A 20,612-nucleotide genomic window follows, 5' to 3' on the forward strand; every position below is an offset into this window, starting at 1 on the left:
CGCCCGGCTGCGGTTCGTTATTGTTTGTTGTGACGGCCGTAACGGTCGAGATATTCCTGCGGCACCTTCACCTGCAGCGCGCCCGGGTGAATACGAAAAGTCGCCGGGGTTTCGGTCAGGATCTCGCCGTCGGTGTTGATTGGCATGGGCTTGCCGGTATCCACTTCGAACTCGGTGCCTTCAAACAGTTGCACGCCCTGAATGGACTTGTCCGGCCCGCGCACCAGCGTGGGCAGCATGCCGACAAGCTTGCCAAGCGACTGCGGCTGGAGGCTGTACAGATCAAGCCGGCCATCGTCGAGTGCGGCATCGCTGGCGACGGCCAGACCGCCACCAAAATAGCGCCCGTTGCCGATGGCCAGCTGGATCGAATGCAGGCGATGGGTTTCATCGCCGAAGCGCACCACCGCATCGAACGGCTCGGTATCGCGATAAGCCTTGAATACGTTGCTGGCATAGCCGAACGAGCCGAACATCTTCTTGGCCGCGTCCGAGCGATACTCACAGGCGCGCACGGCCAGGCCGATACTGGCGACGTTGACGAAATGAACGTCGTTGCACTGCCCCAGATCGATACCGTGGGTCACGCCTTCGACCACGTTGCGACAAGCCGCCTCGAGCTCCGTGGGAATGAGCAGCGTCCGGGCAAAATCGTTGGCCGTGCCCAGCGGCAGCACACCCAACGGGCGCTTTGCGCGCATGACCGCCGCGGCAGCCAGATTGAGGGTGCCGTCGCCGCCGCCGAGCACGATGATATCCACGTTCGGCGCATGCCGATCGATCTCGGCGGGGACGTCGTCGGGTTCTTCGAATTTGCCCAGGGTTATCTGGACATCGAGCGCTTCGAGCGCGTCGCGGGCCGCCTCGGCGTTGGCTTCGCCCTGGCGGGATTTCTGATTGATCAGCAGTAGCGCGCGCAGAATCTTCACCCATTGCGAATAGTCGTAGCGACAGCGTAAGTGCCGCCCGAGACAAGCGCAATCCGCATTATTCACGGGCTGGCGCGCAATGCGCTTCTCAGCCAAGATCACAGCGAAATCCAACCAATGACCGTGTCATGCAAAGCCTGACCCAACGAATGATCGGCGCCGCCAAACTGCAGGTGCCCACCTATGAGGAAGTCGAACACGACCGCAGTGCCACCGGCCAGGCCGCACTGATCGTGGTGCTGGCATCGCTGGCCGCCGGTATCGGCGCGCTCGGGGGCGGCACGATCGGCTTTCTGCTGCTCAACGCCGTCGCCGCCCTGCTTGGCTGGCTGATCTGGGCGGCGATCATCTGGGCGGTGGGCACGAAGATGCTGCCCGAAGCCCAGACCGAGGCCGATGTCGGCCAGCTGCTGCGCACCCTCGGCTTTGCCGCCACGCCCGGCCTGCTGCGCGTATTCGGCATCATCCCGGTGATCGGCGCCATCGTATGGTTCGTGGCCTCGATCTGGATGCTGGCCACGACCATCATCGCGGTACGCCAGGCGCTGGATTATCAAAGCACCCTGCGGGCCGTGGGCGTGTGCGTGATCGGCTGGCTGATCCAGCTGCTGATCATGGCTCTGATCGGCGGCATCGCCGGACCGACGGGCACCGCGCCCGGCATGTAAGCCGGCGCTTCGCTTCAGGCGGCCGTGTCGATACCTCGCTCGGCCGCTTTTTCGTTTCGTGACGCCGCGGCCCGTTGTTCGACGGTGGCGGCAGCATCGAAATAACAGTCGAGCAGGCGCAGCTGGCGGGCGGCCGTATCCGCCTGAACCATGTCCATGTACAGCGCGGGCGATACCGGCCGACGCTCGTTGAGCCAGCCGATATGCTTGCGGGCCACGCGCACGCCCTGCTGCTCGCCGTAGAAGTCATGGATCTGCTCAATCAGACCGAGCAGCCACTCCCGCTCATCGGCCACGCTCGGCGGTGCGGGCACGAGGCCCGTGGCCCGCTCGATGGCGATCTCGCGAAAAAGCCACGGCCGCCGACAGGCCGCCCGGCCGATCATCAGCCCGTCCGCGCCGGTGGCGGCCAGCACCGCCCGCGCCTTGGCCGGCGAGTCGATATCGCCGTTCGCCCAGACCGGTATCGACACCGCCCGCTTGACCGCGGCGATGGTGTCGTACTCGGCCACGCCGGTGTAGTGCTGGTCACGCGTGCGCCCGTGCACCGCCAGTGCGGCGATGCCGGCCTGTTCGGCACGACGGGCGATGACCACGGCATTACGACGCTCCGCGCTCACACCGGTACGCATTTTCAGGGTCACCGGGATATCGACCGCGTTCACCACGCCATCGAGAATGGCAGCCACGCGATCTTCGTCGGCCATCAGCGCCGAGCCTGCCGCCTTGCGACACACCTTCTTGGCCGGACAGCCCATGTTGATATCGATGATATCGGCGCCGTCGTCGGCGTTGACCCTTGCCGCATGCACCAGATCCGCGACATCGCCGCCGGCGATCTGCACGATACGCGGCGCGGGTTCGCCGCCCTGGTCGAGGCGCAGCCGGGACTTGCGTGTAGCGCGCAGTTCGGGCCGGGCCGATACCATTTCGCCCGTGGTCACGTTCGCACCGAGGCTTCGGCACAGGGCGCGGAACACGCGGTCGCTCACGCCGGCCATGGGCGCGGCAGCGAGGCCGTGGGCGAATGTATAACCAGCGATACGCACGCCGAGCATTCTAGTCGCCGAAGCAGGTTCGTAGAAACATGTTATTTTCGGTTATCCGCTCAACCCTTTCGTTTTCGATGAACAACGCCAAGATCCGTTTCGCCACTGTTTTGACTTCGCTCGTACTGGGCGCAAGCCTGCTTGCAGGCTGCTCCGAAACGCCGCAGGAGAAATACGACAACGCGGTCGAACAGCTCAAGGAAGCGCGCGAGTCGCGCAATGAAGCCCAGGAAGCTCTGAACGAAAAGAAAGAAGAGCTCAATGAGCTTCAGGCCAACCTCAACGAGTCGGAAAACGAACTGCAGGAAGCGCGTCAGAAAGTCGCGGCCGCCTCGGAGGCCGTGAACAAGACGGTTAACGATCAAGTGCTCTTCCGCACCATCCAGCGCGACGTACTCAACGAAAAATCGTTCGACAAGTCCGCGATCTCGGTGGGCGTGAAGGATCGTGTGGTCACGCTGACCGGCGTGGTGCCGGATGAGGAAACCCGCGAACTCGCACTCGAGAAAGCGCGTTCACAGGCCGGGGTCGAAGACGTGGTCGACGAACTCCAGCTTGAAGACGAACAGGGCGAGCCCCGTGCGCCCTCGGCCGGCAGCGTTGCCAAGCCGGATCAGAAGGCCGAGCAGGATGCCAAGGCCAAGCAGGCGAAACCGGAACAGGCCGAGGACAAGTCGCAGGCACAGCCCGCACCGCAGCCGGAATCCGGCCAGTCGGCACCGCAGCAGCCCGAATCGAACGCCCAGAGCAACGATCAGGGCAATACCCAGAGCAAGCCGCAGGGCGACACGCCCAAGCCGCCGATGGCACCCAACGACGGCGGCGGCTCGGCCTCGGCGACGCAGGCACGCGCCCACGTCGCGACGGCATAAGCGATGTTGGCCGCCGCCTTCTGGTTGCTGCTCATCGCCACCGTCGGCGGCGTCGCCATGGCGGCGCTGGACGCCGCCATGCGCCCGCTTCGTATCGGCCACGGTGTAATCGCGGGCGCCGGGCTGGCCTGCCTGCTCGTCGGCGCGTTCATGCATCCCGGCACGCTGGTGTGGAGTGCCTTTGCGCTCACCGCGATCGGCTTCAGCGCCGGCGCGGTGTTTTTCGGCGTCATCTACAAGCACCAGGCGCCGCCGCGCATCCTGGTTCTGGGCCACGGCGCACTCAACGCCCTCGGCGTTCTATTGCTCGCGGTTGCGGTATTCGGCTAGTGATGCAACGGCGGCGCCCGGCCTATTCGGCGTCGAGCGTTTTCGCCTGTTTTTGAAACGCCCGAATTCGCCGTGCTGCGGCCAGCTCGGAACGGATATGCCCGAACAGGCCTCGGGCCAGCGGCATGCGCCAGTCGGGCTCCAGCCCCCGCCCCAGGCGCATGAGCTGCATGTAGTACCAGCCCATCTGGGAAAAGATATTCAGAAAGCGTAGCGCCGACATCGATGAGCGCGGCCCGAATATGCCCTGGCCATAGGCCAGATCGGCGCCCGGGTCGGTGGCTTCGACCGTGGTGCCATCGAACAGGCGTGCCACGAAGTTCGGGTCCACGCACAGCGGCCGGCCCAGGCCGATGATGTCGGTATCGCCGCTGTCGAGCGCCTCGAGCATGGCATCGCGCGAGCGAAAACCGCCGGTCACCATCAGGGGCATGGTCGCCACTTCACGGATCAGCGCGGCATATTCCAGGAAATAGGCTTCGCGACGGCGGGTGCTCGCACGGGGCGCTTCGGCCTGACTTTCGTCGCCGCTGTGGCCCAGCAGGCGCGGCTGCTCGTAGCTGCCGCCCGATATCTCCAGCAGATCGATATCGCAGTCGCCCAGCCAGCGCACGACCTGAATGCATTCGTCGTTGCTGAAGCCGCCCTTCTGAAAATCAGCCGAGTTGAGCTTGACGCCGATCGCGAAATCCTTGCCCACGGCCTCGCGTACTGCCCGTACCACGGCAAGCAGAAGCCGTGCCCGGTTTTCCAGACTGCCGCCATAGGCATCCCGGCGCCGATTGGTTACCGGCGACAGGAATTCGCTGAGCAGATAGCCGTGCGCACTATGGATCTGCACACCGTCGAAGCCGGCCTCGCGAGCGACGGTCGCCGCGTTCACGAAGCGCTCGATCACGCTGGCAATGCCCTGTTCGGTAAGCGCGCGCGGCGTGCGGTAGGCGCCGAGTAGCTTGAGGCCCACCGGCGACGGCGCAACCGGGCGCGGGGTGCAGTACAGTGGCGCCTGGCGCCCGGCATGCGACAGCTGCATCCAGACCCGACTGCCGCCTTCTCTTGCGGCCGCGGCCCAACGCGCGAGTGCTTCGCGATCGGCATCGCCGTCGATAACCACATTGCCCGGGCGCTCCAGGTCCCAGCGATCGATCTGCACGTTACCGGTGATCAACAGGCCCGCGCCGCCGTGAGACCAGCGCCGATAGAGTGTTGCGAGCTCAGACGTGGGATTCATGCGGGCATCGGCCAGTCCCTCGGTCATCGCCGCCTTGGCGATGCAGTTGGGCAGCGACTGGCCACAGGGCAGCACGAGCGGTTCGCGCAGACGGGCGACGGCATCTTTCGACGAGTTCGACATGGCAGCGTTCGCTTTCATGGGCCGCAGGATCGAATGGCTGCAGGCGGGCATTGCATTCGTTGCGGTCGGGTTGTTGCTTTGTCGAGCATAGCCGCTCGAACGCCCTGGCGCACGGGCGCGCCGGCCACGGCGAAAGCCAGGCGGGTGCTTGCTCTTTGAAGGCCCCCACCGCGACCATGCCTCGTTTGTGGCAACTGGCTGTCGCGCACGAGCGTATCCCGACCCATGGCGGCAAACGAACTCTTCCGGCAATACCAGCCCTGCCGCACGGCATCGGTGGCCGCGATCGTGCTGGCCGGCTGTCTCCTGGTGGCGGCGATCGCCGGCTGCAGTGCTGCAGACAGCCCGTCGGCCCGCTTCGATGACTATCTCACCCGCCTGGCCCGTACGCTGGGCCAGGACCTGACGCCGGCCACGCCCGACGCGCGCCGCCACTATCCGGCGCGACGCCGGCTGCTGCGCCCGGTGGAAACGCCGCGCACCGGCTGGATCGGCTTTTTCAGGCTGCATCGATGCGGGCTGGTGAATCTCGTGTCCGAGCGCAACAGCATTCTCGGGCGGGTCGCACCGCCCCAGGCACGCCTGGCTTACGAGGCCCAGCTTCTGGCCGGCCTGACGCATTGTCGGGCCGGCTTCGATCGCGACACGCTCGCCGCGGCCGATGACGACGAGCGCGACTTCGTGGCCCATCTGGACGAACTGATCGCGCTCAAACACCAGGCCCGGGGTGCGATGATCTGGAATCAGACCTTTGCCAGTGCGCCGATGGCGCATCTGTTCAGCGTCGCGGGCGGCGATGCGGGGCTTGCGCCCAGTCTTGCCGGTCGCGCGCCGCGGGCGGCACTCGCCCAGCTGGCCACGGCCGCCCGACGACTGCGCGAAGACAAGCCGGTCGACGAGGCACGGCTTGCCGATGCCTACGAAACGCTCGATGCCAGCGAATACGGCGGCAGTCTGCAGATCGCCGCCCTTGAGGCGAGCGCCGAATTGGAGCGCGCAAGTCAGCTCATTCGTGCGCGGTTGGCCGCACGACCGCTGTGCTTCAACAACAAGCCGAACCGGCGCGCACGGGTACTGCGCACGATCCTGCTCGAAATCTACGGCACAGGGGTTCAGTCCTATCTCGCCGATCTGGTCAGGGCCGGGCGTCTATGGCGCGCCGCGGTCGACGAGCTGATCGAGGCCCAGGGCGTGGCGCCCGGGGCCGCGTTCACGCGTTACAGACAGCACACGCTGAGCGCCGATCACGGCGTATGGGCCGATCTGGACGCCGCCATCCAGCGGCACACGCAGGATTGGCAGCAGGCGATGCGCCAGTGCAATCTCATGCCGGGCAGCGAATGAGCTAGTCTTTAATCTGGCGCTGCGCCGGGCTGACGGCGCGCTGTGCCGGGGCCACCTTGCGACCGGTATCCGGGCGGTTATAGCTCGGCTGGGCGCTGTTACGGCGATGGCCCTCGTTTCGATAGTCGCCGCCAGCCTGTTGTCCCCAGCCGTGAACGCCCGGGGCAGCCGGCGCGCCGTAGCGCCCGCCCGCGCCGGGATGCTCGAACACGCGGCCGTGCCCGCCATAGCTCGGACCGTAGGCATAGCCGCCGCGTCCATAGCGACGATACTGGGGATACACCGGTACCACCGGCGTGTGGTATTCCTCGTAGCGAAAGCCGCTCGAGGGGCCATACACTTCGGTACGCCGCTGGCTGTTGTAGCTGCCAAACGGCGTCGATCGGTGCTGCTGATCGATGATCACGATGCCGGAGTTGTCGGCCGCCATGGCGCCGGGCGCCGCGATCAACGCGCCGCCGAATGCCATGGCACCGATGAAGATTTTCGCCCGCATGATGGGGTGCCTCCTGCAGCGAATGCTGCCTGTGCAAACGCCAGCGTGCGCACGGCCGCGTGAATCCGCCATGAATGGGCTGCGCCGGCCAGAATTAAGGATGTGTTCAGCGCTTTACGCTTAGTTTTACTGCGACGCTAGGGGACACATCATGAAATCGAACATTCTGCCGTTTCGTTATCTTTTTGCAGTCGGCATGGCCGCGTCCTCCCTGCTCGTGGCCGGTTGCGCCAGCAATCCCCGCCCTCAGGTCGACCCCATCTTCCAGGCGGTTCCGGGCGGTCAGTACGAATGCTACTACCAGAACGACGATCGCAACGTCGCGGTCAAGGGCGCGACCAGCAAGGCCGGCCAGGCCCTGATCGGTGCGGCCGCGGGCGGCGTTGTGGGTAACCAGTTCGGCGGCGGTTCCGGGCGTGATATCGCCACCGGCCTGGGTGCACTGGCCGGCGCGGGCGCCGGTGCCTGGAACGCCCAGCGCATGGAAAACAACCGGCTCAATGACTGCCTGCAGCGCAGCAACGGCTATCGCAATACCGCGCCCGCCGGGAATGCGTCGCCGTCCGGTTTTCGCAGCAGCTTCTAGCACCGGCAAGGCCAGCCCTGTATCGCCATGACGCGCCCCACGATCGACGCCGATATTGCATTCGCGAGCCTGCGATTGATCGCACTGGCCGTGCTCATGCTGCTCGTCTGCCCGATCGCACTGGCCCAGTTCGAGGGCAACGCGCTCAGCGCGCCGCTGGCCGAACAGGCCGGGCCGGGCCACAGCTCGGCGCCTGAGGCGGCCAAAGGCGAAGCCCGCCCGGAACCCAATGTCGCGCCGGCAGAAGCCGCCCGGCGCGCCTCACGGGAATACGGCGGGCGCGTGCTCAACGTGGTACTGGAAGACGGCCCCGGCGGCCCCTACTATCGTGTGAAGCTACTGGACGGCGGGCGCGTGCATATTGTGCATGTGGAAGCACGCCATTAGACCCAAGTAAAACACGGGGACGCTATGCGAGCACTGGTTATCGAGGACGATGTGGACCTGCGCGAACAGATCTGTGCGCAGCTGCGCAGCGACGGGTTTGCGGTCGATGCCACGGGCGAAGGCGAAGAAGGCCTGTTCTTTGCGCTGGAGTATCCCATCGATATCGCCATCGTCGACCTCGGCCTGCCCGGGCCTACCGGCCTGGACATCATCCGCGAGGTACGCGAAGCCGGGCTCGATTATCCCGTGCTTATCCTCACCGCCCGCAGCCGCTGGCAGGACAAGGTGGAAGGCCTGGAGACCGGCGCCGACGACTATGTGGTGAAACCGTTTCAGCCGGAAGAACTCACCGCCCGTATTCAGGCACTGGTTCGACGTTCGCGTGGCTGGGCCCAGCCGAAGCTTGAATCCGGCGATATCGTGCTGGATACCGCCCGCCAGGAGGTATTCGTGGCCGGTGAATCGGTGGAGCTGACCGCCTACGAGTACCGCGTGCTCGAACATCTGATGCTGCATGCCGGCGAAGTGGTGTCGAAAACCGCGCTCACCGAACATATCTACGAAGAGAACGCCGAGCGCGACTCCAACGTGATCGAGGTATTCGTACGCCGCCTGCGCGCCAAACTCGACCCCGAGGGCGTGCGCAAACCCATTGAAACGCTGCGCGGGCGAGGTTATCGGTTGGCACGGGATGCGCGCACGCCGACGAGCGACTCCGCCCAGCCCTCGTGATGAACTCACTGCGGGCGCGGCTGCTGGCCGCCACCGCGGTTCTTCTGCTGGCCTTTATCGGGTTGACCGGCGTGGCGCTGGAAACCGCGGTCAGCGAGCGCGCCGATCAGGCCGAGCACGACCGCCTGCAGGGGCTGAGCTATGCGCTGCTGGGCAGCGCCGAGATCACCGAAGACGGCAGCTTCAAGGTCGCCCCGCGCGTGCTGCCCGAATCCGATCTCACCCGGCCCGACTCCGGCCTGTACGCCATGGTGCTCGACGAAAACGGCGAATCGATCTGGCGCTCCCCTTCTCTGCTCGACCCGTTGGAGCTGGATACGCTGCCGGCTGTCGGCGAATGGCAGTTCATGCGCATTTACCCCGGCAAGAATACGCTCATCACCCTCTCGTTCGGCTTTCGCTGGGTTACCGATGCCGGCACGGACTATCGCTACACGCTGGTCGTGGCCGAAGACGCCCGCACCTTCATCAAGCAGATGCAGCGTTTTCGCGGTGTGCTGTGGACGCTGCTGAGCGCATCGGCATTGATCCTGCTGATCGTGGAACTGTTCATCCTGCGCTGGGGACTGGCGCCGCTGCGCCGGCTTGCCCGCAATCTCGCCAATCTCCAGGCGCACGAGAAACGACGTATCGAAGGCCGCTACCCGGATGAAATCCAGCCGCTGGTGAGCAACCTCAACACGATGCTCTCCAACGATCAGGCCCGCCTGACCCGCTATCGCAATGCACTTGGCGATCTGGCCCACAGCCTGAAGACGCCGATGGCGGTGCTGCGCGGCCTGGCCGAAGACGAAAAGCTCGAGCCAGCCCAGCGCCACGGGCTGCGCACCCAGCTGGCCCGAATGAACGATATTCTCGACTACCAGCTGCAAAAAGCGGCCGCGGCCGGCAAGCGCAGCCTGGCGGTGTCGATCGCCATCGCCCCGGTGGCCCACAAACTGGCCCGTGCGCTGACCAAGGTCTATGCCGAACAGGGCACGCGTTTCGAAGTGCATATCCCGGACACGGTCAAGGCGCCGATCGACGAAGGCGACCTGACCGAACTGCTGGGTACGCTGATGGACAATGCCGCCAAATACGGCGACGGCGAGGTGGAGGTGCGCGCCGGCATGCGCGACGGCGACCTGTACCTGCAGATCGACGATAATGGCGCCGGCTTTGGCGAGGGCTCCACCGAACGCCTGCTCGAACGCGGCGTACGCGCCGACACCAGTCGCGAGGGCCAGGGCCTGGGGCTTGCCGTGGCCGCCGAAATCGTACGTTCCTATACCGGCGACATCACCCTCACCCGCTGCGAAAAAGGCGGGGCCCGCGTGGAGATCGTGCTCCCGGCCGAGTGATAGGATGAGCCACGGGCGCCGGCCCGCCTCGGCCGACCAGGCGGCCGCACAGCCCTTGCGCGCCCCGGCCGACTGCTCGCCGCGCGTGCCTGTTTTGAAGATCAACCGACGGATTCAGCATGGACAATTCCGATACCGCCCGCCGTCTCGACCCCGAACAACTGGATCCGGACGCGCTCGATCCGCGCACCTACCATCGCGTGATCGGCCCGGCCCTCAAGGTAGCCGCCGATGCCGCGGCCAAGCGGGGCCATCCCACCCTGCATGACGACATGCCGGCCATGCTTGCCTTGGTGGAAATGGTCACGCGGCTGGCGGATCTGTTCAGCGAGCACTACCCCGATACCGCAAAGCAAGAGCCCATGCTCGAACACGCGGCTACCGGGGCCTGCGTGATGGTGTTCCAGCAGGCCAAACTGCCCGCCGATGCCATCGGCCAGTGCCTAGCCGCCCTCGAAACCGCCTACCGACAGCTCTACGAACACGAAGTGCTCGACGAGGCGCGCCCGTTCATTGCCATGGCCTGGGAGCATCTGGAGGACGAACAGCGCGAGGAGGCCGAAAAATGCCTGAAACAGGCGATCGAGCGCACCATCGCCGCGATCGAGGCCTGGCAGACCCAGGTTCATTGACGTGGGCGCCCGTGCGTTGACGGCCCTGCGACGGCTGTCGCTGCTGGTTGTTATCGTTGCCCTGTCCGGCTGTGTAGTCGTTTCGCCGTTTGGCCGCGGCGACAACGACCTGCATGAAGCCACCGTCCAGGGTGAGGGCCACAGCAAGATTCTGTGGCTGCCGGTATCGGGCTTCATCTCCGATGCCCCCTCGCAGCGCGCGCTGGGACTGGTACAGCAGCCCTCGACGCTGGCCACGATCAGCCGCGCGCTCGACAAGGCGGCCGAGGACGATGCCATCGGCGCGGTGGTACTGCGGATCAACAGCCCCGGCGGCACCGTGGCCGCCGCCGACGAAATCCATGCCCGGATCGCGCGCTATCGCCGCGAAACCGGCGTACCGGTGATCGCGAGCTTTGGCGGCGTGGCCGCGTCCGGCGGCTACTACGTGGCGATGGCGGCCGATTCCATGATCGCCCAGCCGACCTCCATCACCGGCTCCATCGGCGTCATCATTCCGGGCGTGAACGCCAGCGGCCTGCTCGACAAGATCGGCGTGGAAAACGCCAGCTATGTGAGCGCGCAACACAAGGACATCATGTCGCCGCTGCGCGATGCCACGCCCGAGGAGCGCGCCATCATTCAGACCGTGGTGGATTCGCTGTTCGCGCGTTTCGTGAGCGTCGTCGAAGCCGGGCGCCCGGATCTGGACCGGGCCCATCTCGACGAAATCACCGACGGGCGCATCTTTGCAGCGGACGATGCCCTGCGGCTCGGCCTGATCGACAGGATCGGCCATATCGATGACGTACTGGCCTTGGCGCGCGAAGCCGCCGGCACGGATTCCGCCCGGGTGATCCGCTACTACCAGGGCCGCAACGCGCCGACCTCGATCCTGTCGGAAACCGCCGCCGCGGGCGGGCTGCGATTACAGGCGGGCGGCATGCCGGTCGATCTGTCGTTCGAGAGCCAGGCGGCAGCCCAGCCGCTCTATCTCTGGCGGCCCTAGGGCATGTCGTCATGAGATAAGGCGGCGCATCGGCAGCCAAGCGCCGGCAAGACAAGGCATCGCGAGCGTCGCGTGGTTGTTCCACGTAAGCGAACGATAACGCCGGATTGCCGGGGCTTGGCGGCCGACCGATCGTTATTCGTTGGGGGGTTGCCCGCGTCGGACGCGCCATGCGGCGTTGCGGACCTTGACCGTGGCCGGCCACGCTCGTCGGCCCGCGCCTTGCCTGACACGCCCGATGCGGGCAATGCGACGTCATATCTCATGACGACACGCCCTAGTTCTGTCGAACCGCGATTTACTCGGCGGCTTTGCTCGCCCCACCAGCGGCGCTGCCATCGCTGCCGTCATCGAGATGCGGCAGCGAGGTGAGATGAGCCAGCGACTGGCGCAGGTCGGCGCCAAGCAGCTGCAGCGCATGCTCGGCCACGTCGCGTAGCGCCGGGTCGATCGCCAGCTGGCTGCCCTGCGGATGCAGCAGCCCAACGCGCACCAGCGTTTGCAGATGATTGCGAAACAGCCGCGAATCGAAGAACTCGGGGCTGTTGCGCCCGGTCAGGATCGCCATGCGTTCGGCCATGAGCTGACATTGGCGCTCGAAGCGGCCGCGCTCGACGTGGCCCTCTTCGAGATTGTGGCTGAGCAGCATCACCGTCATGGCATAGCGTTCGAGTGATTCACGCATGATGCGCGCCAGGCTCATCAGGGCCGCGAATTCGCGCGTGCCCGCCTCGGGGCGCAGCAGCCGGCCATGCTCGTCGGCCCGTATCAGGCCGCATTCCAACAGGCCGTCGATCGATTCATTCAAGGCGACGCGCGCCTGCTCGGGCGGCCAGCGCAAGAACAGTTCCGAGGCCAGCAGCGGATACAACTCGACGGCGTCGTCGAGCAGCCGCGCTCGCCCGCAGGACTCGGCATGGGCAAGGAAATTGGCGACCAGCGACGGCAGCGCAAACAGATGCATGACGTTATTGCGCGTATAGGTCAGCAATACCGCCTGTCGTGACTCCACGGTGAGCACATCGCCCCAGGCATGCGGCACCCGCACCAGGCGCATCATCGGTTCCGCCTCGGCGAGCAGCTCGCGCCCATCGGTCTGTTCGGGGGCGGTGGCATCGCGTGAATAAGGGCAGCGCCGTGCCAGTTCGGCGAGCAGGGCCAGGGTATCCACCATTTCGTCTTCGGCAACGGCCTTCTGGGGGCTGCCCAGCAGCACCAGCGAGGCCAGGCCCGTGGCATTGAGCGTGGCGGTGGCATTGATGCTTTCCATCACCCGCTCGGCCAGGTTCGCGACGAACTCCTGCAGCCAGTTCGGGCGTGCATCCATTTCCAGGCCGCGCATGCGCTCGCGCCAGTCCGGCAGATGGCTATCGGCATAGGCCTGCAGGTCGATCGGTTCGCCGAACGACACGAACACCCGCCCGTATTTGCGCTTCAGCACCTTGGTCGAGCCGCGCACCAGGTCGCCCATCGACTCGCCTTTCTTGACCCGGGTACCGCGCAGCTCGTCGAAGTACTTGTTGACCTCCATGACCCGGTCGTAGCCGATATAGACGGGCACGATCGCCGCCGGCGCGCCCTTGCCGCCCAGCGCGCTGGTCACCGCCATCGACAGCATGCCCGTCTTGGGCGACAGCAGCCGCCCGGTCCGACTGCGTCCGCCTTCGGGGTAGAACTTCATGGGCTGGCCGCGCTGGATGAGCGCATCCACATAGGCTCGGAAGACGGCGGTATAAAGCCGGTCGCCCTTGAAGCTGCGGCGCAGGTAGAACGCACCGCAGCGGCGCAACAGCGCGCCGACCGGCCAGAAGTTGAGGTTCACGCCGGCCGCGATCTGCGGCAGCGCCAGGCCTTCCTTATAGAGGATGTAGGAGACCAGCAGATAGTCCATATGACTGCGGTGCGAGGGCAGATAGATGACCTCGCGCCGGTCGTGGGTGGTCGCACGCAGGCGGGCGAGATGACGAACATCCACGCCGTCGTAGATCCGGTGCCACAGCCAGGTCAGCACCCGCAGCATGAAGCCGATGGCGATATTCGAGTAGTCGGCCGCGATCTCGTTGGCATAGTCGCGTGCCCGGGCCCGGGCCGCGTCGGTGCTTACCTTGTCGCGGCGGGCCGAATCCTCGATGGCCTGTTGCACATCGGCGTCGGCGAGCAGGGAATTGATCAGCTGACTGCGACGCGACAACGCCGGGCCGAGCGTGGCCGCGCGCTGGCGGCGAAAATGAATACGCAGCACGCGTACGAGCTTGCGCACCATCAGATCGGGCGCTGCGGACTCGGCCTCGTCGAGAAACCCTCGGTAATCGAGGGGCTGGCCGAAATGCACCAGCGTGTTGTGGCCGTTCGCCAGCACGATCAGCAGTTTGCGAAGCCGCCCGCTGCGCTCGCTGTCGGCAAAGAGGATACGAAACAGCGACGTTTCCTTGACCGGATTGCGCCCCCAGAACACCGATACCGGCACCAGCTGCACATCGTAGTTCTGGTCGTGCAGGCCACGCGAAACGATACGGTGCAGATCGGCCCGTTCGCCGCGGCGCCCGGACGGTAACGCCACCACCATCGAACGCTGCATGCTCGGCATACCGTGGGTCGCCAGATAAGGCCTCGGCAGGCCCCGCTCGGCGCATACGGCTTCGAGGGCCAGCCAGTCCATGACGCTGGCCACCGGCAGCACATAGCAGACCGGCTTGTCGCGATCGAGGGCGAGCTCGGACAGATCCGACGGCGAGGCATGCGTATTGATCCATGCACGAACCGGCCAGCGCAGCAACGGCGTGAACAGCGACAGGATCCGTAGAAGCCAGGCCATTCAGGAACCTACAAAATAACGCACGATCGAGCGGGTACGCTCGCCGATGCCACGGGCGATACGCTCGACCGGGCCACGCTCTTCGAGCAGGGCACGATCCCGGGCGGTGGCCAGCTGCGGGGCAAAGCGCACACGCAGTTTGGCCAGGGCGCTTTCGTCGGCACCCACGAACTGTCGAAACAACCAGTTCCAGGGCAGATTCCAGGCGCCGCCACGACAGACCCGGGCCACGAAATCGACGATATAAGGCTGACCGCCCTCGTCGACCAGCATATTGCTCGGCGCGCGCAGGTCGCAGTGGGCCACGCCGCGGGCATGCATCTGCTCGACCAGCGCGTCGAGCCGCTCATACGCGGCCTCCGCCGGCTTGGCCTGGGGCCAGGGCGTGGCCGGCAGATACTCGATGAGCACGCCCCGAGCATCCAGCTGACGATACAGCTTCGGCACGCCCACGATGCCGTCGAGCCGCCGCAGGGCAGTCGCTTCACGCCAGATCAGTACCGGCGCGATCAGCCGACCGAACCAGCCGGGCGTACGCGCATAGTCCTTGAGCACCGCGCAGGCATCGCCGTAGACCACGAGCGCGACCTCCGGCTCGGTCTGCCCGCCGCTTTTGTAATAGCGGGTGGCATGCGCATGCAGCTGAGCCCGATCCAGACTTTCGAGCATCTGCAGATCCGTCGACTGTACCGCCATCGGCGCCGCGTCAGCCGGCGTCTTCGTCGTCCGCGCCGGCGTCCTGATACAGCCGTTCCGGCGGCACGTTGCCGTCGTAGACCGCTTTCAGGCGGTTTTCGAGATAGTAACCGCGCATGAACGCATAGGGATCGAACTGCTGGTTGAGCGTTTCCTCGAACCCGAGCAGGCCGGCACGGTAATCGATGATCCTGAGCGCACGCAGGCTCCATACAACATAGTCGTAATCGTCATCGACATAGGTGGTCGGATGCAGGAACTGATCGCCGACACGACCGGTCAGGTCTCGGCCCGAGCTCGGGCCAAAGAACGGCAGTACCAGGTAGGGGCCCTGGCCCAGCCCCCAGTAACCGAGCGTCTGCCCGAGGTCTTCGTCCACCTCGGCAACCCCGACCGCACTGGCCACGTCGAACAGTCCGCCAACGCCGGCCGTGGTGTTGATCATCAAACGCCCGAGCGACGTGTTGAACGAACCCCACTTGAGCTGCAGGGCGCTGTTGGCAATATTGACCGGCTCACCGAGGTTGTCGAAGAAGTTGCCGACGCTGGTCTGCACGCGATCGGGGGTGACCTTGTCGTAGCCGCGGGCAACCGGCTGCAGCACGTAGCGGTCGGCCGTGTCGTTGAACTTGTAGACCGCACGGTTGACCGGCTCGATCGGATCCCAGGGGTCGGACGGCGGGCTGTGCACACAGCCGCCCAGCACTATCAGACACAGAATTCCAGACAGAAACGGCAGCCGTTGCGACAGGCGTGTGGTCATTTGATACCTCGAAGCGGTTACGTGAGGCGAATCACTTCTGGGCTCGATAATGGCCCAGAAGATTCGCCAGCGAATGTTGCGGGGTGAAGTCGAACGTACGTGCAAACAGCCCGCCATCGATGATCACCGCGTATTTGAAGAAATCGATCAGATAATCCGGCGGCGCATACCGCCCCAGCGCCCGAACCGAGCGCCGTGCCAGCGCCGGCGGTATCGAGGGCAGAAACAGCCGCCGACACCCGGCCAGCTGCAATGCGTCCTGATACGCCACGTAATCGTCTGGCGCGACATTATATACGCCCGGGTGGTTACGCTCGAACGAGCGCATCACCGCCTCGGCCATGTCTTCGACATGCAGGAACTGCATCAGCGGCGAAAAACCGAGCAGACAGGGCGCCACCGGCTGGGCCAGCATGCGGCTGATCTCGTTGTTGATGCCCGGCCCGGCGATATTGCAGGGACGCAGGATCGTGATGTTGAGTTCGGGGTTCTTGTAGAGATGGATATTGAACAGATTTTCCAGCTCGACCGCGTCCACCACCTCGGGCATGAGGTTGGCCGCGCGCATGGGGTATTCCTCGTCGATGAGCGAGGGGTTGCGCGCGTCCGCGCCGTAGACATGGAAGGTGGATAGCGCGACCACCTTCTCCACGCCGTATTTCAACGCCAGGCGCAGCAATCGGGCGGTGCCCACCACATTCGCCGAATAGCGTCGGTTGCGCGTCGACTGGGTGAAGCGAATCCGGCCCAGATGGATGATGCCCATGAAACCGTGCTCGCGGAAAACGTCCTCGAACGGCCACTGGTTGAAGTCGACCACATAGTCGACGGTGTCCGGATAATCTGCCTGCAGGCCGCGAAACTCGACGCCGACCACGTCGTAGTTCTCCTTGAGCAGCGCGATCACGTGCTGGGCCAGCGCCCCGGCTGCACCGGTGACCAGCACCTTGCCGCGGGCATTGCTGCCAATACCGGCGGCCGACTGCTTCGTTTTCGGCGTCGCGGGCTCACTCTGGCGCCGCGCCGGGGTCTTGCGCCTGGGGGTCGACTTCTTGTCCTGTGCTTTCTGCGCGCTGCTGTCTTCGTTGTCGGACTCGTTCGACTGGCTCATCAGAAAATACTCTTGCGCTGGGCAATGCCGGTATCGATAAGGTCGCGAATGGCGTCCTTGACCTCTTCCACCCGCCATTCGACGTCGCGCTCGTTGCGGGCATCGTTGGCGAAATGCATCGGCTTGCCGAAGTTCAGAAACACCCGAGCCGGCAGCGGCACGAGCGGCGCAAACGGGAAATACGGCATGCCCAGCATGCGCGCCAGCGGCTTGATGTTCACCAGCGACGGCATGGTTTCTTCACAGCCGACCACGCCCACCGGCACGATCGGCGTATTGTGCTCCATGGCCAGATGCATGAACCCGTGGCCGAAACGCTGCAGCTGATAGCGCAGCCGATAGGGCTTGCCCGAGCCGCGAATACCCTCGGGAAACACGACGATGGCTTCATCGCGTTCGAGCATCTTGCCGCAGTTCTTCGGGTCGCCGATCACCCCGCCCACCGAGTTCATCCAGTTGCCCAGAAACGGCACCGAGGGGAACCAGCGCTCGATCATGGAGCGCGGCAGGCGCGCGTTTTCCGACTTGTTGGCCACGGCGAAGCTCACCATCACCCCGTCCAGCGGCAACTGGCCACTGTGGTTGCCCACGATCAGCAGGCGCCCCTGGCCGGGGATATGCTCAAGACCCTGGGCCTGCACCCGGAAATAGTTCTGGTAGAGCCAGCGCACCGCGGTGAAGGTGATCTTGGCGGTATCGGGATTGAGCCCCCAGGGGTCGTAGCCCTGGCTGCCGATGTTGTGTTTGGGCAAAGCATCGACCAACTGGTCGACATCGCGGCCTACCGTCCGCGGCTTGAGAAACTGCCGGGTGCGCATGCTGACTCCTCGCACGAAGCGACGCGTTATAAAGGCGCGCCTTTTGGTCTTACACTGGCGCCAATGCTTTGAGCTTAGCACGCAGATTGACCGTGCCGAGCCTGTTTCCAGGCCTGCTTCGATGACCGACTCCCTCCCTGCTGCCGAGGCCGATGCCCGCCGCGTCGTGCCCATCAGTATCGAACTGATCCGCCCGGGCGCCAGCCAGGCCCGTACCGTGTTCGAAAACGATGGCATCGACGAACTTGCGGCCTCGATCGCCACCTCGGGGGTGATTCAACCCGTGGTGGTCTGTGGCAGCCACGCCCGCGGCTATGAGCTGCTGGCCGGCGAGCGTCGCTGGCGTGCCGCCCAGCGTGCGGGCCTGAGCGAACTGCCCGCGATCGTGCGCAACGACCTCGACGCCGCCCAGGCCGCGGTGCTTGGGCTGATCGAGAATCTCCAGCGCGAGTCGCTGGGCGTCATGGATACCGCCCACGGCCTGGCCCGGCTATGCGAGGACCATGGGCTCACCCATGACGCCGTTGCCCGTCGTATCGGCAAATCCCGTGTCTATGTCACCAACTATCTGCGCCTGCGCCAGCTGGCCGCGCCGGTACAGCGGCATCTGGATGCCGGCGAGCTCAATCTCGGCCACGCCAAGATCCTCGCCGGACTGAACGAAACCACCCAGATCGCGCTGGCTCGCGAGGCGGCGAAAAAACGCATGAGCGTGCGCCAGCTCGAACAGGCGGCACGGCGTTCGGCGCAGCCGCATGTTGCGCCGGCGCCCGGCAGCGGTGCGGACAATGGTATGGCCGAACTGGAAACGCGGCTGGCCGAACACGTCGGCAATACGGTCAGAATCGACTACGACGCCGAGCGGCGCCGCGGCGAGCTACGTATCGCCTTTCACGATCTCGACGAATTCGACGGCCTGCTGGCCCGTCTGGGTTTTACGTCGGAGTGACAGCACAACGGCCGCCCGGGCGAGACTCGAACTAGCGGCGCGGGCCGTTGCTGGGGCCGCGCGTCTTCTTGACCGCGCCCATCAGGCCGAAGCCAATGATCACCGCCACGCCCACGCCAATCCACACAGGCGGCGCGCTCAGTGCGTAGGCCCCGTAGGCCAGCGCGCCGGCGACGATGACGATACCAATCATGTAGATCGCAAAATTCGACATCGACAACTCCCCGGTACGAGGCGCACGTGGCGCCCGAATGCGTTTTTATTCAGCCGTCGCCGTATGCAGCGGGCTGCTTTGTTTGCTGTAGTAGCGGGCCAGTGCCTTGATCTGCGCGTCGCTCATACCCTGAACCTGACCGGCCATGATCGCGTTTTCGCGGTCGCCGTCGCGGTAGGCCTTGATCGTATGCACCAGATAATCCTGGTGCTGGCCGGCGATAATCGGGAAGTTCGGCGTCTGCGATACGCCGTTCTTGCCATGACAGCTGGCACAGGTCTGGGTGGTCTGCGATACCCAGTCGTTGCCGGCCGGCTTGTCGTTGCCGTGATCTTCCTGGGCGGCAAGCGAACCAGCAAAACCGAACAGCGCCAGACAGATCAAACCGCGTGAAACTGCATGCCTCATCGTAATACGCCCCGCCATTACGGTTTCTGCTGCGACAGATACGCCGCAATGTCCTTGATGTCCTGATCGCTCAGGCTCGATGCCTGGGCGTGCATGGTCGAATGCTTGCGCGCACCGCTGCGATACGACTTCAGCGCCGATTCGATATACGCGGCATGCTGGCCGGCGATCTTGGGCACGTGGTAGGTCGGATAGGCATTGTTGTAATCGGGAATGCCGTGGCAGCCCACGCAGGTATAGAAGCGTTCCTTACCCGCTGCGGCATCGCCGGCCGCGTCAGCGCCATCGGACTGGGCGAACGCAGGGCCATACACGAAGGCGCAACAAACCAAGGCCGCCAGGGCCTTACGCCAACTTTGAATCATCGAAATCTCCCGAAAACAGCCTGCGCCATCGAGCGCGGCGCAGCGATATGCTCTTGTAAAACCGCGCGCGAGTCAATTCACCGGCCGTGCTCAATCGCGCTCGTCGTCCTCGCGCAACGGCTCGACCACCTGGGCAACACTCGCATTGAGGTTGAACGCCGAACGCCCGTTGCGGCCGCGACTTCGCCCGAGGTCGCGTTCGTCGAGCTGCAGCAACACAAGCTGAGCAACCCCACCCGAGCGACCGCCGGCCGGGCCCGACCATACGCCGATACGCGGCTCGCCCGTACCACTACGCGGCAGCCCGCCCCCGTAGATGCCACGCAGCGGTTCGGGCATGAGCGCCTGGGCGCCCTCGTCCAGCGGCGACGTGCTCAGCTGCACGTCCAGCCAGGTGCGCCAGCGCTTTGACGCCAGCTGCTCGAGAGGCTGCGCGGGCAAACGCTCGATAACGTTTCGCGCAACTGCGGCCGCCGCACTGCGGCCCTGGCGAATCAGCCCGCGCGACGCGCCCGCATCCAGCGCGAGGCGAGGGCGCTCGGCACCGGCGGCCGGCAGGCGCAGCGCGCCATCGACATGGGCACGCAGGCGCAACGCCTCGCCCTGGCCGCGCGGCGTAGCGCTGATCGCAACCGTGGCGGTCAGCCAGGGCGCGCCTCCGTAGGGGCTCGGCAGGCGTAGTTGCACGGTCGTGTCTCGGGGGGCTGCGGCCGCGGCGTTGGGCTCGATCAGACGACGCACGCGCCGGCGAATGCGGTTGAACATG

24 protein-coding genes are annotated in these 20,612 nt (G+C 65.4%); 11 read left to right on the forward strand and 13 right to left on the reverse strand.

The genetic code is table 11. The annotated features are described in order from the left end of the window. Positions 1-17: 17 nt before the first annotated feature. Positions 18-929 (reverse strand): lipid kinase, encoded by a 912-nt coding sequence (locus tag CMN27_RS08195; protein WP_293625515.1) that lies wholly within the window; start codon positions 927-929, stop codon positions 18-20. 128 nt (positions 930-1,057) lie between these two features. Between CMN27_RS08195 and CMN27_RS08200 the strand changes: the two genes are divergently transcribed. Further along, positions 1,058-1,597: a YIP1 family protein gene (locus CMN27_RS08200; RefSeq protein WP_293625516.1), complete on the forward strand. Its 540-nt coding sequence runs from the start codon at positions 1,058-1,060 to the stop codon at positions 1,595-1,597. A gap of 14 nt (positions 1,598-1,611) precedes the next feature. On the opposite strand, the gene dusB is transcribed toward CMN27_RS08200, so the two are convergent. Further along, a complete protein-coding gene (gene dusB / locus CMN27_RS08205; protein ID WP_366515428.1) occupies positions 1,612-2,646 on the reverse strand; it encodes a tRNA dihydrouridine synthase DusB in 1,035 nt (344 codons plus the stop codon). A 77-nt stretch (positions 2,647-2,723) separates the two neighbouring features. Between dusB and CMN27_RS08210 the strand changes: the two genes are divergently transcribed. Beyond that, on the forward strand, positions 2,724-3,518 hold the full coding sequence (locus CMN27_RS08210) for a BON domain-containing protein (RefSeq protein ID WP_293625518.1): 795 nt from the start codon (positions 2,724-2,726) through the stop codon (positions 3,516-3,518). Positions 3,519-3,521: 3 nt separating this feature from the next. Beyond that, positions 3,522-3,848, forward strand: coding sequence for a hypothetical protein (locus CMN27_RS08215; RefSeq protein WP_293625519.1), 327 nt, complete (start codon positions 3,522-3,524; stop codon positions 3,846-3,848). Positions 3,849-3,870: 22 nt separating this feature from the next. Here the strand turns inward: CMN27_RS08215 and CMN27_RS08220 are convergent, their stop codons facing one another. Then, positions 3,871-5,220, reverse strand: coding sequence for an NADH:flavin oxidoreductase/NADH oxidase family protein (locus CMN27_RS08220; RefSeq protein ID WP_293625520.1), 1,350 nt, complete (start codon positions 5,218-5,220; stop codon positions 3,871-3,873). Positions 5,221-5,427: 207 nt separating this feature from the next. On the opposite strand from CMN27_RS08220, the gene CMN27_RS08225 reads away from it, so the two are divergent. Next, the gene (locus CMN27_RS08225; protein ID WP_293625521.1) at positions 5,428-6,546 is read left to right on the forward strand and encodes a DUF3080 family protein; all 1,119 of its coding nucleotides are present in this window, start codon (positions 5,428-5,430) and stop codon (positions 6,544-6,546) included. A 1-nt stretch (position 6,547) separates the two neighbouring features. Here the strand turns inward: CMN27_RS08225 and CMN27_RS08230 are convergent, their stop codons facing one another. Beyond that, positions 6,548-7,042, reverse strand: a complete 495-nt coding sequence (locus CMN27_RS08230) for a hypothetical protein (RefSeq protein ID WP_293625523.1) — start codon at positions 7,040-7,042, stop codon at positions 6,548-6,550. A 151-nt stretch (positions 7,043-7,193) separates the two neighbouring features. Here CMN27_RS08230 and CMN27_RS08235 point away from each other — a divergent pair, with 151 nt between their 5' ends. From CMN27_RS08235 to sppA, 6 genes are all read left to right on the forward strand, one after another. Then, positions 7,194-7,628, forward strand: coding sequence for a glycine zipper 2TM domain-containing protein (locus CMN27_RS08235; protein WP_293625525.1), 435 nt, complete (start codon positions 7,194-7,196; stop codon positions 7,626-7,628). A 27-nt stretch (positions 7,629-7,655) separates the two neighbouring features. Beyond that, positions 7,656-8,015 carry a hypothetical protein gene (locus tag CMN27_RS08240; protein WP_293625527.1) on the forward strand — a complete coding sequence of 120 codons (360 nt, stop codon included), beginning with the start codon at positions 7,656-7,658 and terminating at the stop codon, positions 8,013-8,015. 24 nt (positions 8,016-8,039) lie between these two features. Further along, positions 8,040-8,747: a response regulator transcription factor gene (locus tag CMN27_RS08245; protein WP_293625529.1), complete on the forward strand. Its 708-nt coding sequence runs from the start codon at positions 8,040-8,042 to the stop codon at positions 8,745-8,747. Next, positions 8,747-10,087: an ATP-binding protein gene (locus CMN27_RS08250; RefSeq protein WP_293625639.1), complete on the forward strand. Its 1,341-nt coding sequence runs from the start codon at positions 8,747-8,749 to the stop codon at positions 10,085-10,087. Before CMN27_RS08245 ends, CMN27_RS08250 begins: the two co-directional genes overlap by 1 nt. Positions 10,088-10,206: 119 nt before the next feature. Beyond that, complete coding sequence (locus CMN27_RS08255; protein WP_293625531.1) at positions 10,207-10,719, forward strand: hypothetical protein; 513 nt, start codon at positions 10,207-10,209, stop codon at positions 10,717-10,719. A 1-nt stretch (position 10,720) separates the two neighbouring features. Further along, a complete protein-coding gene (sppA, locus tag CMN27_RS08260; RefSeq protein WP_293625533.1) occupies positions 10,721-11,707 on the forward strand; it encodes a signal peptide peptidase SppA in 987 nt (328 codons plus the stop codon). Positions 11,708-12,005: 298 nt separating this feature from the next. Here sppA and plsB read toward each other — a convergent pair whose 3' ends face one another. The 5 genes from plsB to CMN27_RS08285 are packed head-to-tail and all read right to left on the reverse strand — an operon-like array spanning position 12,006 to position 17,910. Then, complete coding sequence (gene plsB / locus CMN27_RS08265) at positions 12,006-14,522, reverse strand: glycerol-3-phosphate 1-O-acyltransferase PlsB (RefSeq protein ID WP_293625535.1); 2,517 nt, start codon at positions 14,520-14,522, stop codon at positions 12,006-12,008. After that, positions 14,523-15,218 carry a hypothetical protein gene (locus CMN27_RS08270; protein ID WP_293625536.1) on the reverse strand — a complete coding sequence of 232 codons (696 nt, stop codon included), beginning with the start codon at positions 15,216-15,218 and terminating at the stop codon, positions 14,523-14,525. Between the two features lie 10 nt (positions 15,219-15,228). Beyond that, complete coding sequence (locus CMN27_RS08275; RefSeq protein ID WP_293625538.1) at positions 15,229-15,981, reverse strand: VacJ family lipoprotein; 753 nt, start codon at positions 15,979-15,981, stop codon at positions 15,229-15,231. Between the two features lie 31 nt (positions 15,982-16,012). Further along, a complete protein-coding gene (locus tag CMN27_RS08280) occupies positions 16,013-17,092 on the reverse strand; it encodes an NAD-dependent epimerase/dehydratase family protein (RefSeq protein WP_293625540.1) in 1,080 nt (359 codons plus the stop codon). Beyond that, positions 17,092-17,910 carry a lysophospholipid acyltransferase family protein gene (locus CMN27_RS08285; protein WP_293625542.1) on the reverse strand — a complete coding sequence of 273 codons (819 nt, stop codon included), beginning with the start codon at positions 17,908-17,910 and terminating at the stop codon, positions 17,092-17,094. The genes CMN27_RS08280 and CMN27_RS08285 overlap by 1 nt, the downstream gene beginning before the upstream one ends. Before the next feature lie 121 nt (positions 17,911-18,031). Here CMN27_RS08285 and CMN27_RS08290 point away from each other — a divergent pair, with 121 nt between their 5' ends. Next, the gene (locus CMN27_RS08290; protein WP_293625544.1) at positions 18,032-18,859 is read left to right on the forward strand and encodes a ParB/RepB/Spo0J family partition protein; all 828 of its coding nucleotides are present in this window, start codon (positions 18,032-18,034) and stop codon (positions 18,857-18,859) included. Between the two features lie 31 nt (positions 18,860-18,890). Here CMN27_RS08290 and CMN27_RS08295 read toward each other — a convergent pair whose 3' ends face one another. The 4 genes from CMN27_RS08295 to CMN27_RS08310 form a co-directional block, all read right to left on the reverse strand. Then, a complete protein-coding gene (locus tag CMN27_RS08295) occupies positions 18,891-19,073 on the reverse strand; it encodes a hypothetical protein (RefSeq protein WP_293625546.1) in 183 nt (60 codons plus the stop codon). Positions 19,074-19,118: 45 nt separating this feature from the next. After that, positions 19,119-19,481 (reverse strand): cytochrome c, encoded by a 363-nt coding sequence (locus tag CMN27_RS08300; RefSeq protein ID WP_293625548.1) that lies wholly within the window; start codon positions 19,479-19,481, stop codon positions 19,119-19,121. 17 nt (positions 19,482-19,498) lie between these two features. Continuing rightward, a complete protein-coding gene (locus tag CMN27_RS08305) occupies positions 19,499-19,846 on the reverse strand; it encodes a cytochrome c (RefSeq protein ID WP_293625550.1) in 348 nt (115 codons plus the stop codon). Positions 19,847-19,936: 90 nt separating this feature from the next. Then, positions 19,937-20,611 carry a hypothetical protein gene (locus tag CMN27_RS08310; protein ID WP_293625552.1) on the reverse strand — a complete coding sequence of 225 codons (675 nt, stop codon included), beginning with the start codon at positions 20,609-20,611 and terminating at the stop codon, positions 19,937-19,939. Position 20,612 lies beyond the last annotated feature (1 nt).

The sequence above is a fragment of the Salinisphaera sp. genome (genome assembly GCF_002729955.1).
Classification (GTDB): domain Bacteria; phylum Pseudomonadota; class Gammaproteobacteria; order Nevskiales; family Salinisphaeraceae; genus Salinisphaera.

Bases quoted from the DNA above. Each gene is read 5' to 3' on its own strand.
- CMN27_RS08200 (WP_293625516.1), top strand. From the start codon at position 1,058: ATGCAAAGCCTGACCCAACGAATGATCGGCGCCGCCAAACTGCAGGTG.
- CMN27_RS08210 (WP_293625518.1), top strand. From the start codon at position 2,724: ATGAACAACGCCAAGATCCGTTTCGCCACTGTTTTGACTTCGCTCGTA.
- CMN27_RS08215 (WP_293625519.1), top strand. From the start codon at position 3,522: ATGTTGGCCGCCGCCTTCTGGTTGCTGCTCATCGCCACCGTCGGCGGC.
- CMN27_RS08220 (WP_293625520.1), bottom strand. From the start codon at position 5,220: ATGAAAGCGAACGCTGCCATGTCGAACTCGTCGAAAGATGCCGTCGCC.
- CMN27_RS08225 (WP_293625521.1), top strand. From the start codon at position 5,428: ATGGCGGCAAACGAACTCTTCCGGCAATACCAGCCCTGCCGCACGGCA.
- CMN27_RS08230 (WP_293625523.1), bottom strand. From the start codon at position 7,042: ATGCGGGCGAAAATCTTCATCGGTGCCATGGCATTCGGCGGCGCGTTG.
- CMN27_RS08235 (WP_293625525.1), top strand. From the start codon at position 7,194: ATGAAATCGAACATTCTGCCGTTTCGTTATCTTTTTGCAGTCGGCATG.
- CMN27_RS08240 (WP_293625527.1), top strand. From the start codon at position 7,656: ATGACGCGCCCCACGATCGACGCCGATATTGCATTCGCGAGCCTGCGA.
- CMN27_RS08245 (WP_293625529.1), top strand. From the start codon at position 8,040: ATGCGAGCACTGGTTATCGAGGACGATGTGGACCTGCGCGAACAGATC.
- CMN27_RS08250 (WP_293625639.1), top strand. From the start codon at position 8,747: ATGAACTCACTGCGGGCGCGGCTGCTGGCCGCCACCGCGGTTCTTCTG.
- CMN27_RS08255 (WP_293625531.1), top strand. From the start codon at position 10,207: ATGGACAATTCCGATACCGCCCGCCGTCTCGACCCCGAACAACTGGAT.
- plsB (WP_293625535.1), bottom strand. From the start codon at position 14,522: ATGGCCTGGCTTCTACGGATCCTGTCGCTGTTCACGCCGTTGCTGCGC.
- CMN27_RS08270 (WP_293625536.1), bottom strand. From the start codon at position 15,218: ATGGCGGTACAGTCGACGGATCTGCAGATGCTCGAAAGTCTGGATCGG.
- CMN27_RS08275 (WP_293625538.1), bottom strand. From the start codon at position 15,981: ATGACCACACGCCTGTCGCAACGGCTGCCGTTTCTGTCTGGAATTCTG.
- CMN27_RS08280 (WP_293625540.1), bottom strand. From the start codon at position 17,092: ATGAGCCAGTCGAACGAGTCCGACAACGAAGACAGCAGCGCGCAGAAA.
- CMN27_RS08285 (WP_293625542.1), bottom strand. From the start codon at position 17,910: ATGCGCACCCGGCAGTTTCTCAAGCCGCGGACGGTAGGCCGCGATGTC.
- CMN27_RS08290 (WP_293625544.1), top strand. From the start codon at position 18,032: ATGACCGACTCCCTCCCTGCTGCCGAGGCCGATGCCCGCCGCGTCGTG.
- CMN27_RS08295 (WP_293625546.1), bottom strand. From the start codon at position 19,073: ATGTCGAATTTTGCGATCTACATGATTGGTATCGTCATCGTCGCCGGC.
- CMN27_RS08300 (WP_293625548.1), bottom strand. From the start codon at position 19,481: ATGAGGCATGCAGTTTCACGCGGTTTGATCTGTCTGGCGCTGTTCGGT.
- CMN27_RS08305 (WP_293625550.1), bottom strand. From the start codon at position 19,846: ATGATTCAAAGTTGGCGTAAGGCCCTGGCGGCCTTGGTTTGTTGCGCC.
- CMN27_RS08310 (WP_293625552.1), bottom strand. From the start codon at position 20,611: ATGTTCAACCGCATTCGCCGGCGCGTGCGTCGTCTGATCGAGCCCAAC.